Source organism: Vibrio sp. 1CM8B (genome assembly GCF_023161685.1).
GTDB classification, from domain to species: Bacteria; Pseudomonadota; Gammaproteobacteria; order Enterobacterales; family Vibrionaceae; genus Vibrio; species Vibrio coralliirubri.
Map to the genome: position 1 here is coordinate 1 of NZ_JALNTU010000021.1, position 25,287 is coordinate 25,287.

Genomic DNA, 25,287 nt, shown 5'->3' on the forward strand with positions numbered 1-25,287 from the left:
TCAGTTGGTTAGAATACCGGCCTGTCACGCCGGGGGTCGCGGGTTCGAGTCCCGTCCACTCCGCCACTTATTAGAAAAGCCCTGCTAGAAATAGCAGGGCTTTTTTACATTTGAAGAAAAGTGTTTTGTGGTTAGACTATATGAGTGTTGTAAAGGCACCGAGCTCCCGCACTTCATGCTATCTCGGTACATATTAGAGAGCCTAGTCTGACGACTAGGCTTTCGTCGTTTCCGGTATCTGAGTCTTATTATTCGTCTCAGAGTTTGTAGAGGCGCTTTACGTTGATCACGAGCTCTGATATTCCGACACTTATTATCAAGCCTGCTCTCTCTAACAGCGCTTGATTACGTAAGTTTATACTTGTGGCTATTGATTCGATGATTAACTTTTCCTGAGCGTATTGAGAGCTCTATCTCCTACTAATTTGAACTGGCTGATAAAGATGCCTCGTTTCTAATAACAAGGTTTTGTTGGTCGGTAACTCTTGCTATATCCCTTCTACTAAATAGATGAATGTACAGGCAGTTACGTGAACTCCCCGGTTATAACGGTTTATAGTTGGAACATTGATGGCTATTTAATTGTTAATTCAGCGTGACTTTAAGTGGGTATCTGTCTGCGGGTAAATATCTTTAAACGCCTTCTCTCAAGGTGAGACTCAACTACTCTGGGCTTAAAGGTGTCACTTTTCTCTATGACTCCTCTCGAACCTCTTATAAGGACTTGTTTATAAGAATGGTAAAACTACGTACAGACACAATTAAAGTCGTTCTCCGTGTGTTTGGGAGGCTTAATTGCGCTATTTCATAGTGACTTTTGTGCACTAGGTTTGGTGGCATTGGGCGGGTAAGAGTTTGATGAGCTTGGTTTATAGCTATTGTAGAAGTTATCTAGGGGTTAATAGCAGATACAAAAAAGCCGATGCTAGACATCGGCTTAGTTTGAGTCGCTTTGAATTAAGCGGGTTGAACTAGAGCGAGCGCTTTACGAGAAACTTCGTGAGCTGCTTTCGTTAAGTTTTGCTTCTCTAAGGCGTCAGACAGGTATCCGTAATCTGAAACATTTGAGCGAAGTGCTAGGGCTTTTTCGAAGTGGCTTTGTGCTTCCGCCCACTTCTGCTCTCTTAAGTAGAACTGAGCCAGCGCGCTGTGTGCTTCTGCATTACCACTGTCTTTACTGATTGCACGTTCTAGCATGACAACTACTGGGTGGTGATCGGCTAGGTTCAGCTCTGGAAGCAACATGTAGAGTTCATTTGACCCACTCTTTGCAATGTTCTCTTTGATCACAGTGAAGGCTTCTGAATCAGCTTTACGCGCGATAAGTTGCTTCACAAAGCAGGATACAAGATGCGAACTTTGTTTCTGCTTTCTTGAAAGCTTGTTCCAATGGCTGATTAAACCTTCGCTACCTTGCTGTTGTGCCACATCATGAAGTAGTCCACATTGTGCTTTCTGTTCTAATTCACGTTGCTCATCAGCTGTTAGAAGTTTGTTCTTAACTAATTTAGGCGTTAGCTCTAGCAATGGCTGCCATAACTTCAGTTGCAAGTAAGTGGCTTTTAACAGGCCAAGTACAGCAGTGTTATTAGGGTATGTGCCTTTTAAAGTAGAAAGCGTATCGAATGCAGCTTCGTAGTTTGACTCACTGATTTGCTGTTTAGCTTTTGTTAGCTCAACCGCCAGTAGAGAGTCGTCCTGTTGGCTAGCAAGCTCGATGTACTTATCTCGCTCACTCGTATTACCTTGCTCGTGTGCCGCTTGAGAAGCGACTAAATAACAAAGTAGAGGCATGTCGTGATGGTTAGCCCAACGCGTTACTTTCTTCTCAGCGCCTTTCCAGTCACCTTCAAGCAGCTTGATGATGCCTTCATTGGTATAACGACGAGAGCGTTTCAGTTTACGAACACTGAACCAATTCCAAGTTGTCGAGCTTGCGTACATAAGCTTTTTAAATAGGTACTCTAAGCCGAATAGAGCCGCTAGAAGAGCAATGACAAAGATAACCAGTGTTGTCACGCTCATCTCAATGGTCTTATTCGCAATTGAGATCAGAACGTAGCCTTGTTGACCAGAGAACTGAGTACCAACAATTAACCCAGCACCTAGAACGAGAAAAAGAAAAATCCAACGAATCATTATTTTTCCTCCGTGGTCATAACGGTGACTTCACGACGTAGGCGCTCGCGTATCACATCTGACAACTCATTTTGAGATTCAAGCTTTACAGGGTATTTCACAGAGATGTTCTGTTCACTTAGCTGTTTAATCGCTTTCTCAAATTCAATCACTGAGTTGTTATCTTGGTTTAGATACGCTTTCGACCACTCGCTAGCGGTATTAAGAGCTGCGCTATAGAGTTCACCTTGTTCTTTGTAGACGGCGCGAATTGCGGTTTCTAATTTTCCTTTGATGTTTTCACGCAGGTAGAAGTGCTGTTCTGGTGATAGTAGAGGGATAACTTCGCCATCACGACTGCGGAATGTGATGAAGTTTTCTGAGAAGTCTTTCATCGACGTCATCAGGTTGTTCTGCCAATCATTAATATCTTGCGATACCGCTTTTTTCTCAACAGCTGCGGCTTCTGGAAGAATTGCATTGGCAAGCGGCAGTGTATCGACTTGCTTTTGCAGGCTTGTGATACGCAGAACTAAGCCGTCACGGTCGATCAGAGGAATGGTACGAAGCTTGGTAATGTCATTGGTCATTGATTGACGCAGTGACACTAAGCTCGGGTCATTCAGTGCTGCGATACGTTGATCAGCACTTTCCATTAACTTGGTTGCACTAACGGCATCATGCTCTAGGAACAGTTTACGTCCTGCTAGTTTCACAAGGTAATCGGCTTCGGCAAGTAACCAGTCATTCGGGCGGCGACCTTTCACGTCAGCCACTGCTAACTGCAGGCTTTGAATGCTCTTCTGCTGTTGAGACTGTACGACTTGAGTTTTCTCCACCGCGTGTGACGCTTCTTGGATAGTCTCTTGCTTGATGGTTTGTAGGTCTTTATTTACTGCAGATTGGGTATTTTGCAGTTGAGCTTGAAGAGCGGCGATTTGAGCCGAGTACTCAGCGCTCTTTTGCTGCATTTGAAATGCGATACCGCCACTGAAGATAATTGAAATAGCGATCGCAATAGCGCCTAGTTTGACACCGCGCTTACCTTGCTTTTCTGCTTTCTCAATTTGCTCTTGATGCTCAGCTTGAGGCTGCCCATTTTTAGCGGTATTTGACGCAGAGGCATCAAGCTTCTGTTCAGGCTGTTTTGTCTCTGTAGAGTCAGCTTTTTCGTTTTCAACAACTACTGGCTGAGTATCTTGTTTCTTTTCAGGTTCAATATGCTCATTATTTTTTTTGCTTGTCATGCTTATTTCCTGTTTCTAGCTAGGGCCGGAGAGCAGCCAGTAATATTTGGTTCGTAGCACTGTGAGTATTGGTCACATTCGAGAAGCCGAGTTGTTGTGCTCGTTCTACAATGCGCTGGCTTGGGACAAGTAGATGTCTTGTTGAAAGCCAAGCCAAATACTCATCAGGGGTAATTGAGCAGAGATACTCCAATTGTTCCTGACTAGTGATGACAACTTTGGACGTTTTTTTGTTTATCCATGTTTGATAGGTATTGTGGTCGCTAATAGGAATATATTCTCTACGGTAGGTCTCACAATAAGAGACTTGTGCACCTCGATTGAGTAGAGAATCTCTAATGAGCTCACGCCCACCATTACCACGTAGTATCAAAATGGACTTATTTTCTACGCCATTAAGTTCAGTAAGTTTAAGAAGATGTTCACTATCACTAACTTGAGGGTAGTTTACTTTTTGTTTACAGACTTTGCTTAAAACGTGCGCAGTTTTTTGACCAACGCCAAGATAAAGCGGCGAAGTGGGCCAAATGGATGAGGTTTTCGAAAGGATGTTTTGGGCAGCTGTCACGGCGTGGTGACTGACTGCAATAATGATATCGCTGTTGTTAAGCTGGGTGCTTAAATCCGCAGAGTTTGGATTATCAACGATACGAATTAGCGGATGATGGATTGCTTGAATACCTTCATCCGCTAGTTGTTGGCAAAGCGATTGTCCCTCTGAACCGGGACGAGTCACCAACACTGTCATGATTATTCTTGGTCAGCGTAGAGCTTGGTTAAGATTTCTCTTGCACCATCATCCAGCAATTGATTTGCCAGAGTCACGCCAAGCGCTTCTGCATCTTTACGAGGGCCAGAGATCTCACCACGAACCATCTTAGAACCGTCCGGTTCACCAACTAATGCACGTAGCCAGATGTTGTCGCCATCTAATAGTGAATAGCTACCGATAGGCACTTGGCAACCGCCTTCTAGAGTAAGGTTCATTGCACGCTCGCAAAGTACGCGATCAGCTGTGTCTTTATGATTCAGCGGCTCAAGAAGCTTGATTAGACGTTCATCATCTAGACGGCACTCAATACCAACAGCGCCTTGGCCAACAGCAGGTAGAGACTGTTCTGGTTCGATGAAGCTACGAATACGTTCTTCTAGCTCTAAACGCTTAAGGCCTGCAGCAGCCAGTACGATCGCATCGTATTGACCATCATCGAGTTTACCTAGACGAGTACCAACGTTGCCGCGTAGCTCTTTGATGATGAGGTCAGGGCGGTATTCTAACAGTTGGCATTGGCGACGCAGGCTGCATGTACCCACGACAGCACCTTGTGGGAGTTCGTCGATGTTGTTGTAAGTGTTTGATACGAATGCGTCACGCGGATCTTCGCGCTCACAAATCGTTACCAGACCTAGACCTTCAGGGAAGTCGACAGGTACATCTTTCATTGAGTGAACGGCTAGGTCAGCACGACCTTCTAGCATTGCTACTTCAAGTTCTTTAACGAACAACCCTTTACCACCCACTTTAGCAAGCGGAGTGTCTAGGATGATGTCACCTTTGGTCACCATAGTTACCAACTCAACCTCTAAACCAGGGTGAGCAGCTTGCAGTGCATCCCTTACAAAGTATGCCTGCCAAAGGGCAAGAGGGCTTTTTCTGGTCGCGATACGGATTGGTGCTGAATTTGTCATGGTGTTTCCGATATAGGTTCTGTAATAGCCTAATCCTACCATTATGAGGCGAGAATTCTTACTGTTTGATCATTCCATACTTTGATAGCTGAGAGATTTTCATGAGTTCACCAAAATAGTGTGATTGGTATCTCATTTGAAACATGGGCTATTATTAGAAATAGTCAATAAAGAGGACACTACGGCGCCGTGAGTTTAACTTTCTGTCATCAAGGAATTGACCAGTATGACGGGTTCCTTTGCTTTACCATTAAGGGTAAAAGTGTTAAATTGATCACGTTTTGTTGCTCCTTTCGTTCAGTAACTAAACAGAACTGCACTTAACCTCAAACCAAGGACTTACCTTGCAGGCTTACACTCAAACTTTGATTCAACGATTAGACAATCTAAATCAGCAGCGCATTGATCGTGCGTTGGCGTTGATGAATGTGCAAGGCCAGCGAGTATTCAACCTTATTCCCGCACTGCTTCACTTCAATCACCCGATGATGCCTGGTTATTATGACCAACAAGTTCCTTTTGGAATTCGTAGCTTCACGCTTAATGAATTCCAAAAGCAATTTGTCTCTGATACCGAATTAACGCTTGGTGGCAAACTCACCGAGGCGGATGAACCTGCAATCCTTGGCTTGTATACCATGGGCAGTACTTCTTCTATTGGTCAAAGCACTTCAAGTGATCTTGATATCTGGGTGTGTGTTTCCCCGGATATGGATGGCGCATCTCGCGATAGCCTAACCAACAAGTGTCTCTTGATTACCGATTGGGCTGAAACCCTAGGAGTAGAAGCGAACTTTTTCTTGATGGATGAAGAGCGTTTCCGTTCGAATCATTCAGAAGAGATGACAGGCGATAACTGTGGTTCTTCACAGCATTTATTACTGCTTGATGAGTTTTATCGCTCTGCGGTTCGTTTGGCTGGTCAACGTTTGTTGTGGCAAATCATTCCGCCAGAAATGGAAGAGTGTTACGACGAGTATGTTCAAGGCTTGTGTCAGGATGGTTATCTTGATTGCTCGCAGTGGATCGATTTCGGCAAGCTGAATCGCATTCCCGCTGAAGAGTACTTTGGTTCAAACCTGTGGCAGCTCTATAAGAGTATCGACTCACCGTATAAATCGGTTTTGAAGGCGATCTTGTTAGAGGCCTATTCATGGGAATACCCAAACACCCAACTGCTGAGTATTGATACCAAGCGTCGCTTCTTCGCGGATGAACCGGATCTGTACGGCATGGATAGCTACTATCTGATGCTTGAGAAGGTAACGCGCTACCTAGAACGTATTAACGACCACACTCGATTGGACTTAGTAAGACGCTGTTTTTATCTTAAGACCCACGAGAAGTTGTCACGAGATGCGGGCATTGGCTCTGTTGCGTGGCGTCGTGAAGCCTTAACCGAGATGACTAAGTCTTGGAATTGGGGACATGAAACCATTGCTGAGCTTGATAACCGCCGTAACTGGAAGGTTGAGCAGGTTAAAGTGGTGCACCATGCACTGCTTGATGCATTGATGCTGAGCTACCGTAATCTGATTCAATTTGCGCGTCGTAACGACATCACTTCGGCAATCAGCCCACAAGATATCAGTATCTTGGCACGTAAGCTTTACGCTGCGTTTGAGGTATTGCCAGGTAAAGTGACACTACTGAACCCGCAAATCTCTCCGGATCTGCATGAGCCAGATTTGAGCTTTATCGAGGTTCGTCAGGGTCAGTCGAATAAAGCCGGTTGGTACTTGTATAAGCAGCCTCTGGTTGCACACCGCATTCTTGGTCAGCCTTCTCTGGAACACCATGAGTATTTGAGTAAGTTGGTAGCATGGTCGTTTTTTAATGGCTTGATTACCGAGTCGACGCGTTTGCACTCTGTGGTTCGTGACGCTCACATTGATATCGATAAGTTCTATCAAATGGTGAGCGACCTGCGTAATACGTTTTCTTTGCGTAAGCGTCGCCCGAGTATGCAAGCACTGGCGAGTCCGTGTGAGATAAGCCAGTTGGCGATGTTCATCAACTTTGAAAATGATCCGACGTCTGAATTAAGTGGTCGTGCATTAAAAGTGGATCTCAAAAATGCGGATATCTTCAGCTTTGGTGAAGAAGGTAAGAGCTTAGTCGGCAGTGTCGATTTGGTTTATCGTAACTCTTGGCATGAAGTACGTACGCTGCATTTCCAAGGTGATACGGCAATGCTGGATGCGCTGAAGACGGTACTTGGCAAAATGCACCAAGATGCGCTGCCACCAGAGTCGGTTGATGTGTTCTGTTACAGCAAAAACCTGCGTGGTGTGATGCGTAACATGGTGTATCAACTGCTTGCTGAGTGTATCGACTTGCGATTGAAACCGATTGAACCCGAGAAGCGCCGCCGTTTTAAGGCTATTCGTTTAGCTAATAAGATGTTTGGCCTATTCTTCGAACGTCGTGGTGTGTCGGTGCAGATGTTGGAAAACTCGGTCGATTTCTACCGTAGCATCTCAACCAACAAGCTGAAGGGCTCACCTTTACTGATGCTCGATAAAGAGCAAGAGTACCAGCTGCCAGAAGTGGTTGATGGTTTTGCGAGTGAGGGCTTGATTCAGTTCTTCTTCGAAGATACTGATAAAGGCTTCAATATTTATGTATTGGACGAGTCGAACCAGGTTGAGGTGTATCACCAATACAGCGGTGAAAAAGATGAGATGATCGCGAGCGTGAATTCTTTCTACACATCGGTAAAAGATGAGTCGAAGATGTCGTCTAAGTTGATTAACTTTAATCTACCTCAGTACTACCAAATCGTTCATCCTGAAGAAGGCAATTCCTATGTTGTGCCTTATCGTAACGATGCAACTTTAGCTTCTCGGAGCTCAAAGATAGTTAACATCTAGTCTTACTAAGACTGATTGATATTAAAAAAGGAGTGATTGATTCACTCCTTTTTAGTTTTGCTTACAAATGATTAGACCCAATCGATCGCTTCACCTGCGTGCTTCACGCATTCTTCTTTAACCATCTCAAACAGCTCCATGCCCGTCTTTGAACATGTCCACTTGTCGTTAACTAGCTTGAAGTGAAAGCCACCAGATTTAGACGCTAACCAGATTTCTTTCATTGGTTCTTGGCGGTTAATGATGATTTGGCTGCGGTTCTCAAACTCCAGCGTCATCACGTTACCAGTCACTTCGTAATCAATATCTGCCTCTGACTCATCGATAGCTTCTTCGATGTTTTGCATCTGTATATCGACCAGCTGATGAAATTCAGTCTCGTTCATCCTTTCTATCCTATTGCTTTTCCTGAGTGTGGTGCGATTATAGGGGGCATTGAGTTAATAATCACGATATGCAAAATGAAAAAATTAATTACTGCTCTATTTATGATGTCCGTTATTGGACTTTCTGGTTGTGGTCAAACGGGTCCTTTGTACGATCCTGATGAAGTTCAGCAAACCGAACAATCACAATAAGTGAAAACACGCAGAAATCGTTATTTATAAGGGATAAGAACTTTGGATTACTTCAACTATCAGGAAGATGGCCAGCTTTGGGCTGAGGACGTCGCACTTTCACAACTAGCAGAGCAATATGGTACACCGCTGTATGTATATTCTCGTGCAACATTAGAACGCCACTGGAATGCGTTTGATTCATCGGTTGGTGAGCATCCGCACTTGGTGTGTTATGCCGTTAAAGCTAACTCGAACCTTGGCGTGTTGAACACTTTGGCTCGCTTGGGCTCTGGTTTCGACATCGTATCTGGCGGTGAGCTAGAGCGTGTAGTTGCTGCCGGTGGCGATCCAGCAAAAGTTGTATTCTCTGGTGTCGGTAAAACAGCCGCTGAAATGAAGCGTGCGCTTGAGTTGAACATTAAGTGTTTCAACGTCGAGTCTGAACCAGAACTAGAGCGACTGAATAAAGTAGCTGGTGAGCTTGGTGTTAAAGCGCCGATTTCACTGCGTATCAACCCAGACGTTGATGCCAACACTCACCCTTATATCTCTACTGGTCTGCGTGATAACAAGTTTGGTATCGCTTTCGACCGTGCTCCTGCTGTCTATGAGTTTGCAAAAACACTCGATAACTTGTCTATCCATGGTATTGATTGCCACATTGGTTCTCAGTTAACGGATATCGAACCTTTCATCGATGCAACCGATCGCCTGCTTGCGCTGATCGACCAGCTACGTGCTAACGGTATCAACATCAAACACCTTGATGTCGGTGGCGGTTTGGGTGTGGTTTATCGTGATGAATTACCACCACAGCCTTCTGACTACGCGAAAGCCTTATTGGCTCGTCTAGACAATCATTCTGATCTAGAGCTGATTTTCGAGCCTGGAAGAGCGATTGCTGCTAACGCTGGTGTATTATTAACGAAAGTCGAGTTCCTCAAGCCAACAGAGCACAAGAACTTTGCCATCATCGATGCAGCAATGAACGACCTAATGCGCCCAGCACTTTACCAAGCTTGGCAGGATATTGTTCCTGTGAGCCCTCGTCAGGGTGAAGCCGTGACTTACGATTTGGTTGGCCCAATTTGTGAGACAGGCGATTTCTTAGGTAAAGATCGTGACCTTGTTCTTGAAGAAGGTGATCTGCTAGCAGTTCGTTCAGCGGGTGCTTATGGCTTCGCGATGTCATCTAACTACAACACTCGTTCGCGTGCGGCTGAAGTGATGGTGGATGGCGATAAAACTCACTTGGTTCGTCAGCGTGAAGAGCTTACGAGTCTGTGGGAACTTGAAAACATTCTTCCGGAGTAATTTTAAGCGTTATGCACTTCCACTTTTCTAAAATGCATGGTTTGGGCAATGATTTCATGGTCGTGGACTGCATTACTCAAAATATTTTCTTTTCTCCAGATCTGATCCGTCGTTTGGCGGATCGTCACACTGGCGTGGGCTTTGATCAGCTACTTGTGGTTGAGGCTCCCTATGATCCAGAAACTGATTTCCATTACCGCATATTCAATGCAGATGGCAGTGAAGTGGAGCAGTGTGGCAATGGTGCTCGTTGTTTTGCACGATTCGTTCGCATGAAAGGCTTAACGAATAAGTACAGCATCAACGTGAGTACCAAGAAAGGTAAAATGGTTCTCAAGATCGAAGAGAATGACCTGATCACGGTGAACATGGGCATTCCTGAGTTCGAACCCGGCAAGATTCCATTCAAGGCGAAGCAGCCAGAGAAGACGTATATCCTAAGAACGGATGTACACACCTTGTTCTGTGGTGCGGTAAGCATGGGTAACCCACATGTGGTGACTGTGGTTGATGACGTCGACACGGCTGATGTGGACACCTTAGGCCCGCTACTTGAATCACACGAACGTTTCCCTGAGCGTGTTAATGCTGGCTTTATGCAGGTCGTTAACCGTGAAGAAGTTCGCTTGCGTGTTTACGAACGTGGAGCGGGTGAAACTCAGGCTTGTGGTAGCGGTGCGTGTGGTGCTGTTGCAGTGGGTATCACTCAAGGTTTACTGGCTGAGAATGTGAAAGTTCGTCTACCTGGCGGTGATTTACACATTAGCTGGCAAGGCCCGGGTAAACCTCTGTTTATGACCGGCCCTGCAACGCATGTGTTTGATGGTCAACTTTCTTGCTAATAACGACCCAAAACAAATAGATTCATAAAAATAAAGGATAGGTTTTGTCTTACGTTGAAGCCGACGCACTCACCGCAGAAGTGGTTGCGGAATATTTACGTGATAACCCAGATTTTTTCCAAGACCGAAAAGATTTGGTTGATCGCCTTGCTATCAATAACGTTGAGCAGGGCGCTGTTTCTCTGGTTGAGGTTCAGCTTAAACGCCAGCGTCATCGAATCGAAGAGCTTGAAGAAGAGATCACTGGCTTGATGTCGTTGGCGGCAAATAACGATAAAACCTTCTATGAGTTTATGGATCTGCAAGCGCAAGTGCTGAAATGCAGTGACTTTATGCAGGTGATAAAAGCCGTTGAACAAAAAGCGTTAGATCTTGGGCTTAAGGCTCATGTTCGAATTCTTTCGCAATCTGGATTTTATCAGTTGAGTGCTGAGGGTTACTCTAAGTTTTCGCTTAACCATTTCAATGGCAAAGATGCTTATCTTGGGCGCTTGAGAAAAGCCGACAGACACGATTTGTTTGGTGATTATCCAGTTCCAGAGCTAGGCTCTTATGTAGTACTACCGCTTGCTAAGCAGTCTCCATTGGGTTTGCTCGCCTTTTCTAGTGAAGATGGCGGACATTTCCAACCCCATATGGATACGCTCTTTTTACGCCATTTAGCACTTGTTGTCGCTCATTTGGCGGACACCTTACCTTGGCAGATAAATAATGAGCCTAGAGCCCAAAATACCTCTTCCTAACAGCCTTCAAAAGCCACTTTCTCGCTTCTATGAATATCTCAGAAGCGAGAAGGGACTCAGCCTACACACCCAACGTAATTACAAACAACAACTTGAAACCATGGCCGGTCATTTAGTCACGCTCGGACTTAAAGACTGGGGTCAAGTCGATGCGGCGTGGGTCAGACAACTGGCCAGTAAAGGCATGCGTGAGGGGATGAAGGCGAGCAGCATTGCAACGCGCTTATCTTCACTGCGCAGCTTCTTTGATTTCCTTGTGTTGCGTGGCGAAATGACCGCTAATCCAGCCAAAGGTGTCTCTGCGCCTCGCAAACAACGTCCTTTGCCTAAAAACCTCGATGTCGATGAAGTGGGTCAACTGCTTGATGTGAATGAGGACGATCCATTGTCGATTCGTGATCGAGCGATGATGGAGGTGATGTATGGTGCTGGATTACGATTGGCAGAACTGGTCGGTATCAATCTTAAAGATGTGTTGGGTCGACAAGGCGAAATCCGAGTAATTGGTAAAGGCGACAAAGAACGCAAAGCGCCTTTTTCTGGTTTAGCAAAAGAGTGGGTCGATAAATGGCTCAAAGTTCGTGGTGAATTGGCTTCACCGGGTGAAGCCGCGCTGTTTGTCTCTAAGCTCGGGACTCGTATCTCTCACCGTAGCGTGCAAAAGCGCATGGAAGAGTGGGGCAAGAAGCAATCCGTCGCGAGTCATATTAGCCCGCATAAACTGCGTCACTCCTTCGCAACGCATGTGCTGGAGTCGAGCCAAAACCTTCGTGCTGTGCAAGAGTTGCTTGGCCATGAAAACATCTCGACGACCCAAGTGTATACCCACTTAGATTTCCAACACTTAGCACAAGCTTATGATCAGGCTCACCCGAGAGCTCGTAAGAAGAATAAAGATTAGATTAAAGGGTTTACTATGCGAATTTATCGAGGGTTAAAGCCCATCAAAGCCATGACCTTTGACTTGGATGACACCCTGTATGACAACTGGCCTGTGATCATGAAGGTTGAGAAAGAGATGGCACAGTGGCTTTATCAAAAGCACCCAGTGTCTGCTTCTTTATCGCTTGAAGAGTGGCAGGGCATTAAACAGCAAGTCGCATCTGAAAACCCAGCTTTGAAACATGATGTCACCGTGTGGCGTGAAACTCAGATTAAGAGTGGTTTGCTGCAATTGGGTTACTCTCTGCAGCAAGCAGAGCAAGCGGCTCGAGAGGGCATTGAGCATGCCTTATGGCTGCGCAATCAAGTCGACGTTCCTCAAGAAACACATCGAGTGATGACTGAGCTTAGCCAACGTATTCCTCTGGTTGCGATTACCAATGGCAATGTCGACCCACACAAAATTGGCTTAGGGCAGTATTTTCAATTAATCCTTAAAGCTGGCCCTGATGGCAGAGCAAAACCCTACCCAGATATGTTTGAAAAAGCTCAGCAACACCTAGATTGCGACGCTGATAATATTCTTCATGTTGGTGATCACCTTAAAACGGATGTCTATGGAGCCAAGCAAAATGGCTTCCAAGCGTGCTGGTTTAATGACACTGGTTCCAATTTATACCGCTCCCCGAAGGCGAGCGTGCTCCCTGATGTTGAAATAGACCAACTTAGCGATCTTATGCGACTAATTTAATGGCTCGGTAAGCTTATTGTGTCGCATTTATGATAGTGAATTGTTACATTAGTCGCCTATAAAAGCCTGATTAGGCTAGGATAATTGGCGACTACTTTTTATCGATTCATTTCAGTCATAGCAGTGGTTGCGGGTTGTTACTTCACTCGATTTTGAACAAGGGTTGGCATGCAAACATTTACATTTCTCGCAAATACTGAGGCGTTATTTAGAGCTCAATTTGATCAGCGAGAATGGTGTGACAGCAAACAGTACCTTATTCAAATTTTCTCAGCTCAATCTCCAGACCTGGCTCGTCAAATCGCGAGTGTTGCCCTTAATCGTTTAAACAATGCGACGCTAATTGGTCAGAGTGCTCGTCATGTTATCTGTGATAATTGCCTTGAAAGTGCATGCACTTTAGTCATCATCAGTGAGTTCAACGAAACCCATCTAACCTCTGCGGTTCAGCCTTTTACCGGCAATCCAAATCAAGATAGCCAAGACTTAGCTTTTCAATTGCGCCTTACAGAAGACACCAAAACGGTCATCAGTTTGTGCGATCAAGTTGAAGGGCGTGATTATCCTATCTATAGCGCTTTTGAAAATTTGCCTTACGCCTTGCCGATTGCTGGTGGACTGTGTCATGAGAATGAATTTGGCCGTTGGGTTATGTATAACGAGCAAACCTACCAGCACGCCTGTGTTGCGGTGGCTCTGACTAACCCAAGATTGAAGGTTTGGTCGGACGCGTACTCTGAGTGGAACCCGATTGGGATGAAGCTACGAGTCACACACGCAATCGGAAATCGCTTATACGCATTGAATGACAAGCCGGCTATCGAAGTATTCAAACATTACCTTGCGGATGGCAAAGACCTTCCTTTTAGCCAGCTGATGAGCTTTCCGCTTTATCGAGAACTTGGCAGAAAGAAGGGGATCTCGACGCCGCTACGTATTAATGATGATGGCAGTATCGAGTTTGATAGCCCTTGGCATGTCGGTGAGGAGGCGCAGTTTTGTTATAACCACCCCTCGTTGACTGCAGAAAAGGTGCGCCACGGGGCCGAGATGCTAGCCATGCATCAGCCTGAATCGGTGATCATTTATAACTGCGTATCTCGACTTGAATTTATCGACAGTAAACTTGAGCTCAAGCCATTTGAAGGGATAGTGAATACATGTGGTGCCTACTGCATGGGGGAGCTATACCGTAATGAAGACCGCCAAGAGATACTGCACCACAGCCTGACTTATATCGCTATGCGCGAGTCTGACGAGATTAAAGAGTTTCATTGCGAAGACTTTCAGTGTGGCTCAACCGTGTCGCCATTGCTTAACCTTGTCAGAAATGCAGTCGCTGATCTCGACAGTATGAATACTCAGATGGAGAAAAAACTCCATCAACAAGCGCGTCGCTTAACCGAAAGCTATCGCATTGACTCGCGTACTGGTTTGCCGAACCGTATCGTATTGAAAGAACGCCTCAATACTATTCTGTTTAGTGAACACTTACTCACGTTAAAGCTCACGAATTTCCATCAAGTTAACGAAAAATACGGCTATCAAGTGGGTGATCAGCTACTGCTTGACCTGTCTAATCACTTTATCGAGCGATTGCAGCTTCGTGTCGTCAAAGAGCCTCGCGTGAAGGTAGAGCTATTCAGTATTGGTGTTGGAGAGTGGGCGATTATTTTCAATGCTAGTGTTAGTAGTACGAAAATAAAAGAAGGTTTCGTTGAGTTCGCCGATGACATCGAACACATAAATTTTGAGCCGTATGGTTTGGCTGATATTGATTACCTGTCGGTTTCTCTGTGTGGCGGCTTTGCTAGTCGTTGTGACTTCTTAACCGACAGTGGTGACGAGATCTTATTGAAAGCGATCGAAGCTCGACGCTATGGAGTACGTAACAATACCCACATCACCAATGCCAAAGACATTCAGGTGAGCGAAGAGGACCGCAAAGAGCAACTTGGTTGGTTGAGCTGTGTGAGCCGTGCAATTTTAGATCAGAACATCATCACTTACTCACAGCCGATTGTGGAATCGGGTACGCACGAAATGATTGGCCAAGAGTGTTTGGTCAGAATCATGGAGTCGGACGGTACCATTGTGCCACCAGGAAAGTTCTTACCTATCATTGCTGACACCCACCTATACACGCGCCTTAGTCGACACATGATTAAGAGCACTATTGGCTATATGGCGGATAAGCAGAGCTCGTTTTCTATCAATCTATCCCCACAAGATTTGTTGAGCGACAAGACGCTTGAGGTTCTTGAAGCTGCGATCAATGGTATGAACGATCCTACTCGACTTGGTTTAGAAGTTCTCGAGTCTGAACAGATTAAAGACTATGGCCGCATGATTGAGGTGTGTGATCACTTCCGTGCGCTTGGGGCGAGAATCATTGTTGATGACTTTGGCTCTGGTTACTCCAACATCGATGAAATCATTAAGCTTGAGCCGCAGATCATTAAGCTCGACGGTAGCTTGATTCGTAATATCGACAAAGATCAAAAACAAAGAAACATAGCCTCTCAGTTGGTTCGTTTGTGCCAAGTGTTCAATGCCAAAACGGTCGCTGAATTTGTCCATAACCAACAGGTTTGTGAGATAGCAGAGCAAATGGGTGTCGATTATCTGCAGGGTTACTACTTCGGTGAGCCTAAGCGACTGTTTTAGCGGTTAAAGCTTCCCGCATTGTGTAACTACTGGCTATAAAAGTACTGCGCCGCCATTAATGACTGCTTTTTGGCGGAATGAATGATGTCTAACTAAGGTCACATTATTCATAACACGATCGTAAGTATTCCGTGCAAGCCTTATCTATAATAAGCACAATAACAAATCATTAACGTAACGATTAATGTGAATATGCAGTCGACTTCTCTCCTGATACAAGACATTGAGCAAACCCAACGTGAATTGGAAAAGATAGATTTTCATCAACATGAAAGCCTTCTGATTCAGGTGTTTTCGTCTTTCGAGAAAGGTTCTGTTTTGGCTGCCTGCCAAGTGATTCAATCGACATTCCCCAATGCCAAACTGATTGGTTGCAGTGCTAACCACTACATCAGCCAAGGTGTCATCCTGCACCAAGGTCTTTATCTGATTGTTACCCGCTTTGACGCGACGTCATATTCCTGTGGTGTTGTCGAATATAGCGAACAACCATTGTTCGATAGCCACGCTATGTGGCAACAGCTTGAGTGCAATGATAATACTCAAAGTATCATCTGTTTCGCAGACCGCTTGCAGATAAATAACCGAGATCTATTTTCAGCGTTTGAGCAGTCGAGGTATTCATTACCTATCTGTGGCGGTGCATCGACCATCACAGATAATGGACGATGGGTGATGTTAGACGGCATTTGCTATGAAAATGCCTATGTGATGTTGGCGCTGCACAGTGTCGAGCTGTCCATTGCTAAGGGGTATTACACTGAATGGAATCCGATCGGTTGGACTTTTCGAGTGACAGGTGCTCAAGATAACCGGTTGCTGGAGTTGGATGGGATGCCTGTTCGCGAACTCTATAATCGTTACCTCGCTGATGGCTTCGAAGTACCTTTTGAGCAACTGCATAACTTTCCCTTGATGGTCGGTGACCCGAAAGAGCAAAACATTCACTTACCGCTCAAGGTAACGGAAAGTGGAGAGATAGAATTCAGCGGCCTGTTCCAAGTGGGCGATGAGGTCCGGTTTTGTTATGACCATCCATCATTAACCCTAGAGCAAATACGACTGGGCGTTCAACAGATCGCTTCTCATAGACCAGAACAGTTCTTCATTTACAACTGCACCTCTCGTATCGACTTTATCGATGGTAACCAAGAGGTTGAGGTTTTCCAAAAATTGGCCGACAGCTATGGCGTTTACTGCATGGGAGAACTTTATCAAGAGAATAGCCAACAGCGAATCTTGCACCATAGCCTCACTTACCTTGCGCTTAGAGAAGGCGAGGGTAAGGCGGTATTGCCATTAGAGACACAACCCGCGACCAACATATCCCCTCTGTTTTCATTGATCCGAAATGCACTGCTTGATGTCGATGACATGAACAACAGCATGGCGAGTAAGATTCAGCAGCAAGCGACCGCATTGACGGCAAGCTACCGAATTGATCATCGTACTGGTTTACCCAATCGCAGTGTATTGCGTGAGAAGCTGTCGAAGATGAGCAGTGACAGCCATTTGTTAGCTTTGAAGGTCACGACCTTTGGTCAGATTAATGAGAAGTACGGGTATCGAGTGGGTGACAAGCTTCTGCATGATTTGAGTGAGTACTTTCAAAAGGCGCTGTGGCAGTTCTTTGATGAGGGCTGTCAGCTCTACAGTATCGGTATTGGTGAGTGGGCGGTGGTGTTTGATAGCTGGGCGAGCCAAGAGCATATTCATCAGCGATTCTCGGAATTTGCGGATCAAACCGAGCATGTGAATTTTGAGCCTACCGGTTTACCCGATATTGATTACTTGTCGGTGTCTATCTGTGCGGGTATTGCCAGCCGTCGAGATTTCCCGACTACCTCTATTGATGACTTATTGTTGAAGGCTATTGATGCGCGGCGCAGCGCCGTCAGCCAAAACAAACACTTAGTGAGCGCCAAGGCACTCATTCAATTGGAGAAGCATCGCCAAGAGCAACTTGGTTGGCTATCGTGCGTGAGTCGTGCTGTGCTTAATCAGAATATTGTGGCGTGTTCTCAACCGATTGTTTCGGCGCATAGCCATCAGGTAGAGAGCTACGAGTGTTTGGTTCGAATTGAAGAGGACGGTCAGCTGATTGCACCAGGTAAGTTCTTGCCAATCATTGAAGGAACCCACCTCTATACACGTCTCAGTCGTCAGATGATAACGCGCACCTTCGATTTTATGAGTCAGCGAACCGATTCGTTCTCAATTAATTTAGCGCCACAAGATTTCAGCAATGAGAAAACCATTCTTCACCTTGAGCAAGCGATCAAGAAAATCAGTCACCCACAGCGTATTGGCTTGGAGGTGCTAGAAACGGAACAAATACAGGATTACGGTCGCTTGATCGAGGTGTGTAATCACTTCCGCGATCTTGGTGTGAATATTATTGTCGATGACTTTGGTTCGGGTTATTCGAACATTGATGAGATATTGAAACTGGAACCACAGGTGATCAAGCTTGATGGCAGTTTGATTCGCAATATTGATAAAGATAAAAAGCAACGCAAGATCGCTCAGCAGTTAGTGAGCTTATGTCAGATTCTGAATGCTAAGACGGTGGCAGAGTTCGTTCATAACGAACAGGTGTGTCGTATTGCTGAAGACATGGGCGTTGATTACCTGCAAGGGTATTATTTTGGTCAGCCTCAGCGTTTGTTTTGATGGAGCGACCGTTTCACGTGAAACACTCGTTGGATCAATAACGAAAGTACGATGTAAAAAGGGTGAGCTTATGGCTCACCCTTTTTGTTTTTAGTATCTGTCCCGTCCTGAAATGTGTTTATTGCCTTCCCGCGCGCCTGCTTCGTCTATTTGAGGGCGTGGCCACACTTGTCGGCGTGGAAAACTTTTAGATACTGTTGGTAGTAGTCATCAATGAGCTTGGCTGGCTCGCTGTCACCTAAAGACTTGAGTAACTCAATCCCAACTTCACAAGTACACAAGTGGCCGCTGTCTTGATTGCGGCGCAAGGTGTAAGAGGATTCGCTGGTGATGTCGAGGTGAACTTGTGGAACGGCTTGTAACCACGAGCTCTTGTTAAGCATCTTCTTCGCTTCTTGCCATGTGCCATCCAAGATGATGAATAGCGGCTTACGACTCTGGGCTTGGGTCATTACAGCTTGTTGGCACTCGATGCTTTTATCACTCGGGAATAACAGAAACGGTTGTCGTGTTTCATCGTCAAGCAGTGCCATTAGCTCCGCTGGTGGTGTTTTCCTTTGCCATACAAGGGACTGACACTGCTTAAGGGATTGCTGAAGCAGCTTTCCGGTATTGGTATCGCGCGACAGTTCATTCTCATGAGTGAGCAGTACAAGATCGATTTCGCTTTCGACACTAGGTATCAGGTGACAAATACATTGGTGAGTAAAGCCACAACCAGGGCAAGCTTGTTGGTTACTCATGTTTACAGCTTCACTCCACTTTGTGCGGGTGAGATACCATCAGCAAACAAAACCACGTCGCTGATATCAGCATCATCTGCTACTGGAGCGACACTTGGGTTTAGCGGGTAGCTGACACCAGAGTATGACAGTGTGTGTTTCGCAGCTGTTGCACCGCCGCCACTGACGTTGAATATCAGATCCTGCCAGCCGTGGTTTTGCGATTTACCTAAGCGTATGTCGCCCTTAACCAGTGTCACTCGGCTATTGAAGCGCCAGTTATCTTGATGGTTTTCGAAAATTAGCAGGGTACAGCCACCAGAACCACACCAATCGAGTTGGGCGAACAGCTCTTCTTTACCGTCGCCGTTGAGGTCGTAGGTTAACCAGCGGTATTTGGTGTCGTCAGGTGAGCTGTTGTTGATCTTAAAGTATTCGCGGATCGCTTGGTCGACTTTTGGATCAAGTTGATCACTGGAGTTGACCTGCTTTGCGGTTAGATCAACGTTAGTGATGGTGTTTACTTGCGCTTGCGCACTCTTAGCTGCGAATAGCACCAGACCGCCATTGGCAATCGGATACACCACGTTGCCCACTTTCTCTTTTTCAGCGATTAGCTTGCCATTATCGAGTGTGAAGATGCGCTCGGAGATCAAATACTGTTGCTGATGGCGAGTCATAACCACTTGTACCTGATTTTGGTTCAGTTGCTGCCAGAAGCCTTGTTCAACAATAGAAGGGTCTCCATTGTTGTATGAATAAGTCGTGATAGCACTGTGGTCATTGTTGAGTTCAAGGTTGATAGATAACCCTGAGTTTTGCGTTGAGCTAGCGAAGTAGAGTCCGCTCCAATCCAGTGTTGGATCTTGGTTAGAGACTGTCGCACAACCATTGTAGTCACTGTCATTGAGGTTAAGCTTGGCATGCCACCCATAGATAGAATCGCTCATGCCGTCGCTACAGCTCTCTTTCGTAAGGTTGAGTTTGCCTTGTGCTGCTTTACCTTCTAATTGGTAATCACGGCTGCTCGATGTGGTGCGGCTTGATTCAATATCGAGGGTTTGTGGCTGTTCGCCCATCTTAGTGTATTTGAGCTGGTCTTTATCGAAGGTTGCTGACCAGAAGGGTTCATTACCAAATACTCGTGTTGAACGCAGTGGTTGGTCGCAGCGCTCTGGGTTCTCTGCGGTTAGGATGTTCACTTGGTCAACCACGAAACGGGCTGTGAAATCTGCGTTATAACCCGTTTGGCTCGGTACAGTTAGGTGACCAATCAGCTCGCCATATAAGGCTTGGTAAGGTCTCGTTGAGAGCCCTTGTGCTTCTAACGCTAACTCTGGAGATAAGTCTAGCCAGTATTGTTGTTGGCTACCGCAAGGAGTGAAGGTTCGGCTTTCATGACCAACCACCACCTGACCACGCATGATGAAGGTTTGTGGTTGAATGCTCAGTGGCTCATCCAAGGTTGCTGGGGGCTGTTCAGGTTGTTGTGGCGTATCAGGTGCCGTAACACAGCCTTGTAGAGCGAACGCGACTAGCCATGTCACTGGGTTTTTCATTACCTTCATGTTATATCTTCCTCGGAGCAACCGTTAATTGGATTTATTATGGCATATTGGTTATTTAAAACAGAACCCGACACCTTCTCTATTCAGGCCCTGAGAGTACAAAAAACCTCTTGTTGGGAGGGTGTACGCAACTATCAGGCTCGAAACATGATGCGTGATGACGTCAAGCTTGGAGATTTGGTGATGATATACCATTCATCATGCAAAAAAGTTGGCGTAGCGGGGATCGCTAAAGTAACCAGAGAAGCCTACCCAGACCACTTTCAGTTCGACCCAGAGAGTGATTACTACGATCCTAAGTCTTCACCCGATAACCCACGTTGGATCATGGTGGATGTCGAGTTTGTGCGAGTGACTGAGCGCTTGATTCCTTTGGCAACGCTTAAAGCCATGCCTGAACTCTCCGAAATGCCATTGGTGAAGCGCGGTAATCGCTTATCGATCATGCCGGTTACCGAACAAGAGTGGCAGGCAATCTTAAGCAAAGAAGTGCTAGGTTCTCGATAGCGTTAGAGAGAGCTTTTTACGTAAGGTTCAAAAAAGGCAGCCAGTTGGCTGCCTTTTTAATTATTCAGATCTCTTCAACGAGCGAGATTAGAGCAGGTGCTTTTCTAGGTAGTGAGCAACAGCATCGTCTGCGTTACTGCCAATCACTTCATTGTCTGGTAGTGCTTTCATCACTTTCTCATGTGATGTGCCCATGATTAGCCCTTTACCTGCCATAGCCAGCATTTCAGCGTCGTTCATGCCATCACCAAAGGCAATACAGTTGTCCAGTGTCAGGTTCAGTGATTTCGCAACAGCGTCTAGAGCGTGGCCTTTAGAGACTTCAGCTGCCATCACTTCCAGACACCAAGGTGTAGAGAAGGCGATGTTCAGTTTGTCGCCAAAAGCATCTCTTAGCTTTTGTTCAAACGTGACGAGATATTCGTGGTCTTGTTCTGGATGTGTGAAGAAGACTTTCGCGATGCCTTCGCTTGGTGCGTTTTCAGCTTCAAAGCGCTTGTAGCTAAAGCCAGACTCACTGTGGAATTTAGCCAACATTTCATCTTCACGGTCTAGTAACCAATCTTCATTCTGGTACATGTGAATAAAGAGGTTTGGATCTTGGCGCACAATATCAATAACCGGCTGAACGAGTTCCTGAGGTACGTTCTGGCTATACATCAGTTGATCGTTTTGGTCATGCACGCGTGCACCGTTTGAAGTGATCATGTACGCCGGAATGCCTGCTATCTGACGAATACCCGCCACATCGACGTGGTGACGACCCGTAGCGAAGATGAAGGTATAACCTTGGTCGTGTAATTTCTTAAGCGTTAGCTTGGTAAAGTCGCTTAGCTGATGGTTGGGAGCCAAAAGCGTACCATCTAAATCAGAAGCAACAATTTTCACGGAATCTTTTAGTGCAGGAATACTCATTTAACCCTCATTGCAAAATGCTTAACCAATATTGACGCTAGCCAGCGCTAGAATCGTTTTAACTACAATATCTCTAGGTAGAAATTGTATGCCAAATTCATGCAAGAAAAGAGGGCAAAGCTCACTTACTTCTCTTCCTCTTTAGCGCTTATTTTCTTGGTAGGTTGCTTAGCCTATTGGCTTTAGGCGAAAAACTGATTGATCGCATCCAGTGTTTGATTGCGATATTCATCTTGCTCAAACAACACCTCATGCCTAGAACCCTCAACCAACTTAAACTGACAATCAGAGTTGGTTTTCTTCAGCTTAGAGATGAACTTTACTTGGGCACTGTTACTGACAATCTTTTCATCCCCAGCTTGAATCAATAGCAGAGGGATCTTGATTTGACGAGTTTGTTGAATCGCTTGCTTGGCGGCCATTAACCCTTGCCACACCCAACGCGTGCTTGGTCCACCCACCTGCAAAGATGGAGACTCGTCATATAAGCGACGGAACCACTGATAACGAACCTTGCTGTGGCTTAGTAAGTTGTTTTCAAAAGGCTTCGAATAATATGCTTGCTGGCCCGGCGCGTAAGTCGGCTTGGTATAAAAAGCGGTGAGCACTTGCCCAACGATCATCGCGATAGGTTTCAGGTACCACTCGGTATTGATACCAAACATCGGAGCACACAGAGTCACCTTATCAAATGGGTGGTCTGGATGGGTTTGTAGGTAGCGGGTGGCTATGGTGCTGCCCATTGAGTGTGCGAGCAGGTAGCGATTGGAATACTTACTGAGATCGAAACTGGCAATGACGTCAGACATGTCAGATGCATAATCATCAAACTCATGAATGTGACCAATGTCAGAGTCTGTTACCATACGCTCAGACTGGCCTTGACCTTGGTGGTCAAATGAATAAACGTCATAGCCTTGTTGATAGAAATCATAAAAAAGTTCTTGGTATTTTTGGCAGCACTCAATGCGGCCATTTGAAATAACAATCGCCTTGGTATGAGTCTCTGAAGTCAGGCTACACCAGTACAGCTTCTTTTTACCGGATGTTGTTACATACCCATCTTTTCGTTGTTGCCAAAGGGTGGGGATCGGGTGTTTAATCGCTTGCTCGAATTGAGGTTCTTGCGTGTACGAAATCGGGGCGCCGCTGTGGTTTTCCATGGGAAATTACCTGAACTGATGCGTGTGAGAGCTTTATTGCTACTAATGTTGTTAGATTAAAGAACTAGTAAGGAAATGCAAATGGATACTCATGTTTGGCTTGCTTATGTCGTCACGGCGATATTGTTTAGTTTGGCTCCGGGCTCAGGTACCGTTAACTCAATCAGCAATGGGCTAAGTTATGGCACCAAGAAGTCACTTGCGTCGATCGCGGGCTTACAGCTCGGTCTTGCATTCCACATCATGCTGGTGGGCGCGGGCATTGGTGCATTAGTCGCTCAATCCGCGTTGGCGTTCACCATCATCAAATGGGTGGGCGTGGTTTACCTTCTTTGGTTGGGTATTCAAAAGTGGCGTGACAACTCTAGCTTAGTGGCTTCACAAGAAAACTCGATGCTATCGAGTGGTAAGCTGCTTAGAAATGCGGTGCTGATTAACCTTACCAACCCAAAATCTATTGTGTTTTTGGTGGCTCTTTTCCCTCAATTTATCGATCCAACACAGCCGCAAGCACCGCAATTATTAGTATTAGGTGTTACAACAGTATTCATTGATAGCGTTGTTATGTTGGGTTACACCTCATTAGCTTCGCAAATGGGACGTTTTATTCGTTCAGATCGCATAATGGGTAAGATAAATAAAATCTTTGGTGGTATGTTCATGGGCTGCGGCGCATTGCTGGCTGCTGCCAAAGCCTAATCAAAGCAATAGAGTTAAAGTTAAACCAATTAGAGTTATCAAGAAATGACCGCTACCTACGTTGCTCGACAACCTATCTTAAACCGTAAGAAGAACACGCTTGGTTATGAGCTGCTGTTTCGTGACGGAGAAAGGAATGCCTATCCAGCGCATATAGAGTCTAATCGAGCAACGTATCGTCTGATCGTTGAGAACTTCTTGTCGGTTGGGCTTAACCCATCGATCCCATCTTCACGCTGCTTTATTAACTTCCCTTACCAAAGCTTGATTCGTCGGTTGCCTTTGAGCTTGCCGAAAGACAAGGTGGTGGTTGAGATCCTTGAAACCTGCCAACCGACCGACGAATTATTAGAAGCCGTTAAAGAGCTTTATCAAGCGGGGTACATGATTGCTCTAGATGACTTTACTTCGACGCCAGAATGGGAACGTTTCCTCAAATACACGCATATTGTTAAGCTCGATATCATGCAGATGGGCTTGGATGAGGCGTGTGATTTGGTCAAAGCACATCAAGGGAAAAAGTTTAGCTTTCTTGCTGAACGAGTCGAAACCGAACAAGAATTCCAGCAAGCCAAAGAGGCGGGCTTTAAGTTCTTCCAAGGCTATTTCTTTAGCAAGCCGGAAATCATCAAGACTAAGTACATTAGCCCAGAGCAAGTGATTGCCATGGAGCTGTTCCAAGAAGTGTGTAAGCCCGATGTCGACTTTCAGCGTGTCGAGAGCATCGTCGCGAAAGATGTCGCCTTGTCTTATAAGCTACTGCGCTTTGTGAACACCATGTCGCCTCGTCTAGAGGTGACCATCTCTTCATTCCGTCAGGCCTTGGTGTATCTAGGGCAAGAAAAACTGAAAATGTTTGTCTCGCTGGCGGTGGCGTCTTACGTTTCGGATAAAAAACCGAAAGAGTTGTATGGCTTGTCTTTGCAGCGAGCACAGTTTTGCCAGCGTATGTCTCGTTATCAGGCATTTGAAGGACATACCGAGCAAGCCTTTATGATTGGTTTGTTCTCGTTGCTGGATGCATTGCTCGACCTATCGTTAGAGAATTTAGTTGAGCAACTGCCTTTGTGTAAAAGTATCAAGGTGGCTCTGCTTCGTAGAGAAGGGCCATATGGTACTTTGCTCGCACTTGAAGAGAGCTTTGAACATGCCGATTGGCAACAGATTGATGAGCACTGCGCTGATTTAGGATTAAGCGTGGATCAGGTCAAAACGGAGCTTACTGAAGCTCGTCGCTGGAGCCATACCGTGACTAACAAGCTCTGATATTTCTTCGTTAAACTTTTATGACAATTGAAACGCACGCCTTGACGTGCGTTTTTTTATAACTAATATATACGCATATCCATATATG

The 25,287-nt window shown here is 45.7% G+C and carries 21 protein-coding genes; 12 read left to right on the forward strand and 9 right to left on the reverse strand.

The annotated features are described in order from the left end of the window. Nucleotides 1-957: 957 nt before the first annotated feature. Genes MSG36_RS22890 through hemC form a run of 4 tightly spaced genes read right to left on the reverse strand, consistent with a single transcriptional unit; the run spans nucleotide 958 to nucleotide 5,054 of the window. Nucleotides 958-2,139, reverse strand: a complete 1,182-nt coding sequence (locus tag MSG36_RS22890) for a heme biosynthesis HemY N-terminal domain-containing protein (protein WP_017063752.1) — start codon at nucleotides 2,137-2,139, stop codon at nucleotides 958-960. Continuing rightward, nucleotides 2,139-3,365, reverse strand: a complete 1,227-nt coding sequence (locus tag MSG36_RS22895; protein ID WP_248369824.1) for a uroporphyrinogen-III C-methyltransferase — start codon at nucleotides 3,363-3,365, stop codon at nucleotides 2,139-2,141. The genes MSG36_RS22890 and MSG36_RS22895 overlap by 1 nt, the downstream gene beginning before the upstream one ends. A 19-nt stretch (nucleotides 3,366-3,384) precedes the next feature. Beyond that, nucleotides 3,385-4,113 (reverse strand): uroporphyrinogen-III synthase, encoded by a 729-nt coding sequence (locus MSG36_RS22900; RefSeq protein ID WP_248369826.1) that lies wholly within the window; start codon nucleotides 4,111-4,113, stop codon nucleotides 3,385-3,387. A gap of 2 nt (nucleotides 4,114-4,115) precedes the next feature. Beyond that, entirely contained in the window at nucleotides 4,116-5,054 is a 939-nt protein-coding gene (hemC, locus tag MSG36_RS22905; RefSeq protein WP_048610790.1) for a hydroxymethylbilane synthase, read from the reverse strand. A gap of 344 nt (nucleotides 5,055-5,398) precedes the next feature. Here hemC and MSG36_RS22910 point away from each other — a divergent pair, with 344 nt between their 5' ends. Beyond that, nucleotides 5,399-7,927, forward strand: coding sequence for a class I adenylate cyclase (locus MSG36_RS22910; RefSeq protein WP_017063755.1), 2,529 nt, complete (start codon nucleotides 5,399-5,401; stop codon nucleotides 7,925-7,927). 71 nt (nucleotides 7,928-7,998) lie between these two features. Here MSG36_RS22910 and cyaY read toward each other — a convergent pair whose 3' ends face one another. Beyond that, nucleotides 7,999-8,313 carry an iron donor protein CyaY gene (gene cyaY, locus MSG36_RS22915; RefSeq protein WP_050634944.1) on the reverse strand — a complete coding sequence of 105 codons (315 nt, stop codon included), beginning with the start codon at nucleotides 8,311-8,313 and terminating at the stop codon, nucleotides 7,999-8,001. On the opposite strand from cyaY, the gene MSG36_RS22920 reads away from it, so the two are divergent. From MSG36_RS22920 to MSG36_RS22955, 8 genes are all read left to right on the forward strand, one after another. Then, a complete protein-coding gene (locus tag MSG36_RS22920; RefSeq protein WP_017061011.1) occupies nucleotides 8,293-8,505 on the forward strand; it encodes a lipoprotein in 213 nt (70 codons plus the stop codon). The genes cyaY and MSG36_RS22920 overlap by 21 nt on opposite strands. Before the next feature lie 42 nt (nucleotides 8,506-8,547). After that, on the forward strand, nucleotides 8,548-9,801 hold the full coding sequence (gene lysA, locus MSG36_RS22925) for a diaminopimelate decarboxylase (RefSeq protein WP_017061012.1): 1,254 nt from the start codon (nucleotides 8,548-8,550) through the stop codon (nucleotides 9,799-9,801). A gap of 11 nt (nucleotides 9,802-9,812) precedes the next feature. After that, entirely contained in the window at nucleotides 9,813-10,643 is an 831-nt protein-coding gene (dapF, locus tag MSG36_RS22930) for a diaminopimelate epimerase (RefSeq protein WP_017061013.1), read from the forward strand. Between the two features lie 44 nt (nucleotides 10,644-10,687). Further along, complete coding sequence (locus MSG36_RS22935; protein WP_017061014.1) at nucleotides 10,688-11,386, forward strand: DUF484 family protein; 699 nt, start codon at nucleotides 10,688-10,690, stop codon at nucleotides 11,384-11,386. Further along, nucleotides 11,355-12,287: a tyrosine recombinase XerC gene (gene xerC, locus MSG36_RS22940; RefSeq protein ID WP_248369828.1), complete on the forward strand. Its 933-nt coding sequence runs from the start codon at nucleotides 11,355-11,357 to the stop codon at nucleotides 12,285-12,287. Before MSG36_RS22935 ends, xerC begins: the two co-directional genes overlap by 32 nt. A 15-nt stretch (nucleotides 12,288-12,302) precedes the next feature. After that, nucleotides 12,303-13,019 (forward strand): 5-amino-6-(5-phospho-D-ribitylamino)uracil phosphatase YigB, encoded by a 717-nt coding sequence (yigB, locus tag MSG36_RS22945; RefSeq protein WP_248369830.1) that lies wholly within the window; start codon nucleotides 12,303-12,305, stop codon nucleotides 13,017-13,019. A 168-nt stretch (nucleotides 13,020-13,187) separates the two neighbouring features. Then, nucleotides 13,188-15,686 (forward strand): EAL domain-containing protein, encoded by a 2,499-nt coding sequence (locus tag MSG36_RS22950; protein ID WP_248369832.1) that lies wholly within the window; start codon nucleotides 13,188-13,190, stop codon nucleotides 15,684-15,686. A gap of 192 nt (nucleotides 15,687-15,878) precedes the next feature. Beyond that, entirely contained in the window at nucleotides 15,879-18,359 is a 2,481-nt protein-coding gene (locus MSG36_RS22955; protein ID WP_248369834.1) for an EAL domain-containing protein, read from the forward strand. 146 nt (nucleotides 18,360-18,505) lie between these two features. Here the strand turns inward: MSG36_RS22955 and MSG36_RS22960 are convergent, their stop codons facing one another. Then, complete coding sequence (locus tag MSG36_RS22960) at nucleotides 18,506-19,102, reverse strand: DTW domain-containing protein (RefSeq protein ID WP_248369836.1); 597 nt, start codon at nucleotides 19,100-19,102, stop codon at nucleotides 18,506-18,508. A 2-nt stretch (nucleotides 19,103-19,104) separates the two neighbouring features. Next, complete coding sequence (locus MSG36_RS22965; protein ID WP_248369838.1) at nucleotides 19,105-20,649, reverse strand: hypothetical protein; 1,545 nt, start codon at nucleotides 20,647-20,649, stop codon at nucleotides 19,105-19,107. A gap of 39 nt (nucleotides 20,650-20,688) precedes the next feature. Here MSG36_RS22965 and MSG36_RS22970 point away from each other — a divergent pair, with 39 nt between their 5' ends. Further along, on the forward strand, nucleotides 20,689-21,156 hold the full coding sequence (locus MSG36_RS22970; protein WP_248369840.1) for an EVE domain-containing protein: 468 nt from the start codon (nucleotides 20,689-20,691) through the stop codon (nucleotides 21,154-21,156). A gap of 87 nt (nucleotides 21,157-21,243) precedes the next feature. On the opposite strand, the gene MSG36_RS22975 is transcribed toward MSG36_RS22970, so the two are convergent. Both MSG36_RS22975 and MSG36_RS22980 read right to left on the reverse strand, forming a co-directional pair. Next, complete coding sequence (locus tag MSG36_RS22975; protein ID WP_048658888.1) at nucleotides 21,244-22,071, reverse strand: Cof-type HAD-IIB family hydrolase; 828 nt, start codon at nucleotides 22,069-22,071, stop codon at nucleotides 21,244-21,246. A gap of 182 nt (nucleotides 22,072-22,253) precedes the next feature. Further along, nucleotides 22,254-23,234, reverse strand: coding sequence for an alpha/beta fold hydrolase (locus tag MSG36_RS22980; RefSeq protein WP_050622210.1), 981 nt, complete (start codon nucleotides 23,232-23,234; stop codon nucleotides 22,254-22,256). 81 nt (nucleotides 23,235-23,315) lie between these two features. Between MSG36_RS22980 and rhtB the strand changes: the two genes are divergently transcribed. Then, complete coding sequence (rhtB, locus tag MSG36_RS22985) at nucleotides 23,316-23,933, forward strand: homoserine/homoserine lactone efflux protein (protein WP_029405646.1); 618 nt, start codon at nucleotides 23,316-23,318, stop codon at nucleotides 23,931-23,933. Between the two features lie 45 nt (nucleotides 23,934-23,978). Then, nucleotides 23,979-25,199 (forward strand): EAL and HDOD domain-containing protein, encoded by a 1,221-nt coding sequence (locus MSG36_RS22990; RefSeq protein WP_050622211.1) that lies wholly within the window; start codon nucleotides 23,979-23,981, stop codon nucleotides 25,197-25,199. The last annotated feature ends 88 nt before the right edge of the window (nucleotides 25,200-25,287 follow it).

Excerpts from the sequence above, each read along its gene's own strand:
- MSG36_RS22960 (WP_248369836.1), bottom strand. The coding sequence starts at position 19,102 with ATGAGTAACCAACAAGCTTGCCCTGGTTGTGGCTTTACTCACCAATGT.
- MSG36_RS22955 (WP_248369834.1), top strand. The coding sequence starts at position 15,879 with ATGCAGTCGACTTCTCTCCTGATACAAGACATTGAGCAAACCCAACGT.
- MSG36_RS22895 (WP_248369824.1), bottom strand. The coding sequence starts at position 3,365 with ATGACAAGCAAAAAAAATAATGAGCATATTGAACCTGAAAAGAAACAA.
- MSG36_RS22970 (WP_248369840.1), top strand. The coding sequence starts at position 20,689 with ATGGCATATTGGTTATTTAAAACAGAACCCGACACCTTCTCTATTCAG.
- MSG36_RS22890 (WP_017063752.1), bottom strand. The coding sequence starts at position 2,139 with ATGATTCGTTGGATTTTTCTTTTTCTCGTTCTAGGTGCTGGGTTAATT.
- xerC (WP_248369828.1), top strand. The coding sequence starts at position 11,355 with ATGAGCCTAGAGCCCAAAATACCTCTTCCTAACAGCCTTCAAAAGCCA.
- rhtB (WP_029405646.1), top strand. The coding sequence starts at position 23,316 with ATGGATACTCATGTTTGGCTTGCTTATGTCGTCACGGCGATATTGTTT.
- MSG36_RS22980 (WP_050622210.1), bottom strand. The coding sequence starts at position 23,234 with ATGGAAAACCACAGCGGCGCCCCGATTTCGTACACGCAAGAACCTCAA.
- MSG36_RS22965 (WP_248369838.1), bottom strand. The coding sequence starts at position 20,649 with ATGAAGGTAATGAAAAACCCAGTGACATGGCTAGTCGCGTTCGCTCTA.
- cyaY (WP_050634944.1), bottom strand. The coding sequence starts at position 8,313 with ATGAACGAGACTGAATTTCATCAGCTGGTCGATATACAGATGCAAAAC.
- MSG36_RS22920 (WP_017061011.1), top strand. The coding sequence starts at position 8,293 with ATGAAATTCAGTCTCGTTCATCCTTTCTATCCTATTGCTTTTCCTGAG.
- yigB (WP_248369830.1), top strand. The coding sequence starts at position 12,303 with ATGCGAATTTATCGAGGGTTAAAGCCCATCAAAGCCATGACCTTTGAC.
- dapF (WP_017061013.1), top strand. The coding sequence starts at position 9,813 with ATGCACTTCCACTTTTCTAAAATGCATGGTTTGGGCAATGATTTCATG.
- MSG36_RS22950 (WP_248369832.1), top strand. The coding sequence starts at position 13,188 with ATGCAAACATTTACATTTCTCGCAAATACTGAGGCGTTATTTAGAGCT.
- MSG36_RS22900 (WP_248369826.1), bottom strand. The coding sequence starts at position 4,113 with ATGACAGTGTTGGTGACTCGTCCCGGTTCAGAGGGACAATCGCTTTGC.
- MSG36_RS22975 (WP_048658888.1), bottom strand. The coding sequence starts at position 22,071 with ATGAGTATTCCTGCACTAAAAGATTCCGTGAAAATTGTTGCTTCTGAT.
- hemC (WP_048610790.1), bottom strand. The coding sequence starts at position 5,054 with ATGACAAATTCAGCACCAATCCGTATCGCGACCAGAAAAAGCCCTCTT.
- MSG36_RS22990 (WP_050622211.1), top strand. The coding sequence starts at position 23,979 with ATGACCGCTACCTACGTTGCTCGACAACCTATCTTAAACCGTAAGAAG.